The following is a 5,732-nucleotide window of genomic DNA, read 5'->3' on the forward strand; positions in this document are numbered from 1 at the left end:
CGGGCATAAAAAAACCCCAGCCGATGGGCTGGGGTTTTTTCGAATAAGTGCCTGACGATGACCTACTCTCGCATGGGGAGACCCCACACTACCATCGGCGCTAAGTGGTTTCACGTCTGAGTTCGGCATGGATTCAGGTGGTTCCCACTCGCTATGGTCGTCAGGCAAAACTGACGCTGAAGGGGGTGGCCATAAGGCGTCCCTTCAACTGAATTTGGATCAGGCTGACTACGTCTCAATGCGTATCCGCAATTATCGATCGACCTGCAAACCCCTTGGGGTTATATGGTCAAGCCTCACGGGGTATTAGTACACGTTAGCTCAACGCCTTGCAGCGCTTCCACACCGTGCCTATCAACCAGCTAGTCTTGCTGGACCCTTTAGGAGACTCTAGGTCTCGGGGAGATCTCATCTTGAAGGGGGCTTCCCGCTTAGATGCTTTCAGCGGTTATCCCGTCCGCACATAGCTACCCGGCGATGCCACTGGCGTGACAACCGGAACACCAGAGGTGCGTCCACTCCGGTCCTCTCGTACTAGGAGCAGCACTTCTCAAATCTCCAACGCCCACGGCAGATAGGGACCGAACTGTCTCACGACGTTCTAAACCCAGCTCGCGTACCACTTTAAATGGCGAACAGCCATACCCTTGGGACCGACTTCAGCCCCAGGATGTGATGAGCCGACATCGAGGTGCCAAACACCGCCGTCGATGTGAACTCTTGGGCGGTATCAGCCTGTTATCCCCGGAGTACCTTTTATCCGTTGAGCGATGGCCCTTCCATACAGAACCACCGGATCACTAGAACCTGCTTTCGCACCTGCTCGACATGTCCGTCTCGCAGTTAAGCACCCTTATGCTCTTGCACTCATTGCACGATTTCCAACCGTGCTGAGGGTACCTTCGTGCTCCTCCGTTACTCTTTCGGAGGAGACCGCCCCAGTCAAACTACCCACCACACACTGTCCTCACACCGGATCACGGTGCCAAGTTAGAACGCCAATGATGCCAGGCTGGTATTTCAAGGTTGGCTCCACCGGAACTAGCGTCCCGGTTTCCAAGCCTCCCAGCTATCCTACACAAGCAACATCAGCGTCCAGTGTGAAGCTATAGTAAAGGTTCACGGGGTCTTTCCGTCTAGCCGCGGGTACACAGCATCTTCACTGCGATTTCAATTTCACTGAGTCTCGGGTGGAGACAGCGTGGCCATCATTACGCCATTCGTGCAGGTCGGAACTTACCCGACAAGGAATTTCGCTACCTTAGGACCGTTATAGTTACGGCCGCCGTTTACCGGGGCTTCGATCAAGAGCTTCGCCTTACGGCTAACACCATCAATTAACCTTCCGGCACCGGGCAGGCGTCACACCCTATACGTCCGCTTACGCGTTAGCAGAGTGCTGTGTTTTTAGTAAACAGTTGCAGCCACCTGGTATCTTCGACCGGTCGCAGCTCGGGACGCGAGGTCCTTCACCACAGCCGGCGCACCTTCTCCCGAAGTTACGGTGCCATTTTGCCTAGTTCCTTCACCCGAGTTCTCTCAAGCGCCTTGGGATTCTCACCCTGACCACCTGTGTCGGTTTGGGGTACGGTCGCATGTTATCTGAAGCTTAGAGGCTTTTCCTGGAAGCGTGGCATCGATGACTTCCGAACCGTAGTTCGTTCGTCTCGCATCTCGGCTTTAAGATCCCGGATTTGCCTAAGATCTCGGCCTACATGCTTTCACCAGGACAACCAACGCCTGGCTCACCTAGCCTTCTTCGTCCCCTCATCGCAATAACATCCGGTACGGGAATATTGACCCGTTTCCCATCGACTACGCTTTTCAGCCTCGCCTTAGGGGCCGACTCACTCTGCTCCGATTGACGTAGAACAGAAACCCTTGGTCTTCCGGCGGGGGAGGTTTTCACTCCCCTTGTCGTTACTCATGTCAGCATTCGCACTTGTGATATCTCCAGCAAGCTTCTCAACTCACCTTCGCAGACTTACACAACGCTCCTCTACCGCTCATCCAGAGGATGAACCCGTAGCTTCGGCATCTGGTTTGAGCCCCGTTACATCTTCCGCGCAGGCCGACTCGACTAGTGAGCTATTACGCTTTCTTTAAAGGATGGCTGCTTCTAAGCCAACCTCCTAGCTGTCTGTGCCTTCCCACATCGTTTCCCACTTAACCAGAATTTGGGGGCCTTAGCTGACGGTCTGGGTTGTTTCCCTTTTCACGACGGACGTTAGCACCCGCCGTGTGTCTCCCACGCTCTACTCACCGGTATTCGGAGTTTGCCTCGGGTTGGTAACCCGGGATGGGCCCCTAGCCGAAACAGTGCTCTACCCCCGGCGGTAATACGTGAGGCGCTACCTAAATAGCTTTCGAGGAGAACCAGCTATCTCCGAGCTTGATTAGCCTTTCACTCCGATCCACAGCTCATCTCAGCATTTTTCAACATACTTGAGTTCGGGCCTCCAGTCAGTGTTACCTAACCTTCACCCTGGCCATGGATAGATCGCCCGGTTTCGGGTCTATATCCAGCGACTGGTCGCCCAGTTAAGACTCGGTTTCCCTACGCCTCCCCTATACGGTTAAGCTCGCCACTGAATATAAGTCGCTGACCCATTATACAAAAGGTACGCGGTCACCGAACAAGTCGGCTCCCACTGCTTGTACGCACACGGTTTCAGGATCTATTTCACTCCCCTCTCCGGGGTTCTTTTCGCCTTTCCCTCACGGTACTGGTTCACTATCGGTCAGCCAGGAGTATTTAGCCTTGGAGGATGGTCCCCCCATGTTCAGTCAAGGTTTCTCGTGCCCCGACCTACTCGATTTCACATGATCAGGTTTTCGACTACGGGGCTATCACCCGCTATGGCCGGCCTTTCCAGGCGCGTTCGTCTAACCAGTCACATGCTTAAGGGCTACTCCCCGTTCGCTCGCCGCTACTAGGGGAATCTCGGTTGATTTCTTTTCCTCGGGGTACTTAGATGTTTCAGTTCCCCCGGTTCGCTTCCCAACACCTATGTATTCAGTGTGGGATACCCAGCTGATGCTGGGTGGGTTTCCCCATTCGGAAATGCCCGGGTCAAAGGTTGTTTGCCACCTCACCGAGCCTTATCGCAGGCTACAACGTCCTTCATCGCCTCTGGCTGCCAAGGCATCCACCGTGTGCGCTTAATCGCTTGACCATATAACCCGAAGGGGTCTGGTTTTGCGATCGATTACGACAATTGCCGGATACGCTTGAGACGTATCACTTTCGTTTTTCTCCGAAGAGAAAAACTGTCAGCATGATCCAAATTGTTAAAGAGCATTAGAGCAAAAGCTCTAAGCGATCGACTTTGCACAGCAAAGCGGATGGCTTAGAACTTGACGACTGTTGGGAACTGAAGCGTCATCTATCGAAATAGATGGTGGAGCCAAGCGGGATCGAACCGCTGACCTCCTGCGTGCAAGGCAGGCGCTCTCCCAGCTGAGCTATGGCCCCTTTTAGGCTACGGTGAATTACCGTAACGTAAAGACAAGTCAATTTTCGCAAGGACAAGGCATTTCGAAGTGACGCATAGCCTGCTATGCGAGCCGAGAAACAACGACGTCATGGCGAAAATTTGGTGGGTCTGGGCAGACTCGAACTGCCGACCTCACCCTTATCAGGGGTGCGCTCTAACCAACTGAGCTACAGACCCGGCTTTACCACTGGGTCCGTGACCCAAACAGTCTTCGCTCTGGCCGATCAGGTAATTGATTGTGAGCGCTTGAACCGCGCTTCGTTCATCGTTTAAGGAGGTGATCCAGCCGCAGGTTCCCCTACGGCTACCTTGTTACGACTTCACCCCAGTCATGAACCACACCGTGGTGATCGCTCTCCCGAAGGTTAAGCTAACCACTTCTGGTGCAGTCCACTCCCATGGTGTGACGGGCGGTGTGTACAAGGCCCGGGAACGTATTCACCGTGACATTCTGATTCACGATTACTAGCGATTCCGACTTCACGGAGTCGAGTTGCAGACTCCGATCCGGACTGAGGCCGGCTTTATGGGATTCGCTCCACCTCGCGGTCTCGCAACCCTTTGTACCGGCCATTGTAGCACGTGTGTAGCCCTACCCGTAAGGGCCATGATGACTTGACGTCGTCCCCACCTTCCTCCGGTTTGTCACCGGCAGTCTCCTTAGAGTTCCCGACCGAATCGCTGGCAAATAAGGACAAGGGTTGCGCTCGTTACGGGACTTAACCCAACATTTCACAACACGAGCTGACGACAGCCATGCAGCACCTGTCACTGCGCTCCCGAAGGCACCAAGTGATCTCTCACAAGTTCGCAGGATGTCAAGGGTAGGTAAGGTTCTTCGCGTTGCATCGAATTAAACCACATGCTCCACCGCTTGTGCGGGCCCCCGTCAATTCATTTGAGTTTTAACCTTGCGGCCGTACTCCCCAGGCGGTCGACTTATCGCGTTAACTGCGCCACTAAGTCCTTAAAGGTCCCAACGGCTAGTCGACATCGTTTACGGCGTGGACTACCAGGGTATCTAATCCTGTTTGCTACCCACGCTTTCGCACCTCAGTGTCAGTGTCAGGCCAGAAGGCCGCCTTCGCCACTGGTATTCCTCCCGATCTCTACGCATTTCACCGCTACACCGGGAATTCCACCTTCCTCTCCTGCACTCTAGCCTGGCCGTTCCGGATGCAGTTCCCAGGTTGAGCCCGGGGCTTTCACAACCGGCGTGCCAAGCCACCTACGCGCGCTTTACGCCCAGTAATTCCGATTAACGCTCGCACCCTCCGTATTACCGCGGCTGCTGGCACGGAGTTAGCCGGTGCTTCTTCTGCGAGTGATGTCGTTCCTGTCGGGTATTAACCGACAGGCTTTCTTCCTCGCTGAAAGTGCTTTACAACCCGAAAGCCTTCTTCACACACGCGGCATGGCTGGATCAGGCTTTCGCCCATTGTCCAATATTCCCCACTGCTGCCTCCCGTAGGAGTCTGGGCCGTGTCTCAGTCCCAGTGTGGCTGATCATCCTCTCAGACCAGCTACGGATCGTCGCCTTGGTAAGCCGTTACCTTACCAACTAGCTAATCCGACATAGGCTCATCCGATAGCGCGAAGTCCGAAGATCCTCCGCTTTCTCCCGTAGGACGTATGCGGTATTAGCGTGGGTTTCCCCACGTTATCCCCCACTACCGGGCAGATTCCTATGCATTACTCACCCGTCCGCCGCTCGCCACCAGGGAGCAAGCTCCCCGTGCTGCCGCTCGACTTGCATGTGTTAGGCCTGCCGCCAGCGTTCAATCTGAGCCATGATCAAACTCTTCAGTTTAAAGTCTGATAGTCCTTACTTCTCCCGAAGGAAAAAAGCGGACCAAACTTGGTTCAAGGTCAAACGAATCTTGACGAGTCGCTTGCCTCGATATGTCGTGACTTACGTCACGCGAGAACAAGCGCCCACATCAATTACCTGATCGATTGTTAAAGAGCGTCCCAACTTGAAGCCTTTTAGCTTCTGCCACGAGGAGGAAAGTGACTCAAGTGCTTGTCAGCGCTTGCTTTCCGGCTCGCCGTAAGGAGAGGCGTATTTTAAGGATCTTGGCGAAGATGTCAACGTTTTTCTCTGTTGAATCTTGCCGGGCGACTGAAGCGAACCTTCTCAAGCGTCAGTGCTGATCCCGTAGAAGCTGGCGAGCATTTTGCCTTCCTCGCCGCCTTGCGTCAACCGATTTCTTCAATCTAATCAAACGCTTGGCT

General features: G+C 54.2%; 2 tRNA genes and 3 rRNA genes. All 5 read right to left on the bottom strand.

Going from position 1 to position 5,732, the window contains the following annotated elements:
• Nucleotides 1-49 precede the first annotated feature (49 nt).
• Nucleotides 50-165: ribosomal RNA gene (rrf, locus tag DOM41_RS17120) — 5S ribosomal RNA — on the bottom strand.
• Nucleotides 166-285: 120 nt separating this feature from the next.
• A 23S ribosomal RNA gene (locus DOM41_RS17125) occupies nt 286-3,176 on the bottom strand.
• Between the two features lie 223 nt (nt 3,177-3,399).
• Nucleotides 3,400-3,475 (bottom strand) — tRNA-Ala (locus DOM41_RS17130).
• Nucleotides 3,476-3,597: 122 nt separating this feature from the next.
• Nucleotides 3,598-3,674, bottom strand: a tRNA-Ile gene (locus tag DOM41_RS17135).
• Between the two features lie 93 nt (nt 3,675-3,767).
• Nucleotides 3,768-5,307, bottom strand: a 16S ribosomal RNA gene (locus DOM41_RS17140).
• The 16S, 23S and 5S rRNA genes sit together here with 2 tRNA genes alongside, the layout of an rRNA operon.
• Nucleotides 5,308-5,732 lie beyond the last annotated feature (425 nt).

The sequence above is a fragment of the Salinicola aestuarinus genome, assembly GCF_003206645.1.
Classification (GTDB): Bacteria; Pseudomonadota; Gammaproteobacteria; order Pseudomonadales; family Halomonadaceae; genus Salinicola; species Salinicola aestuarinus.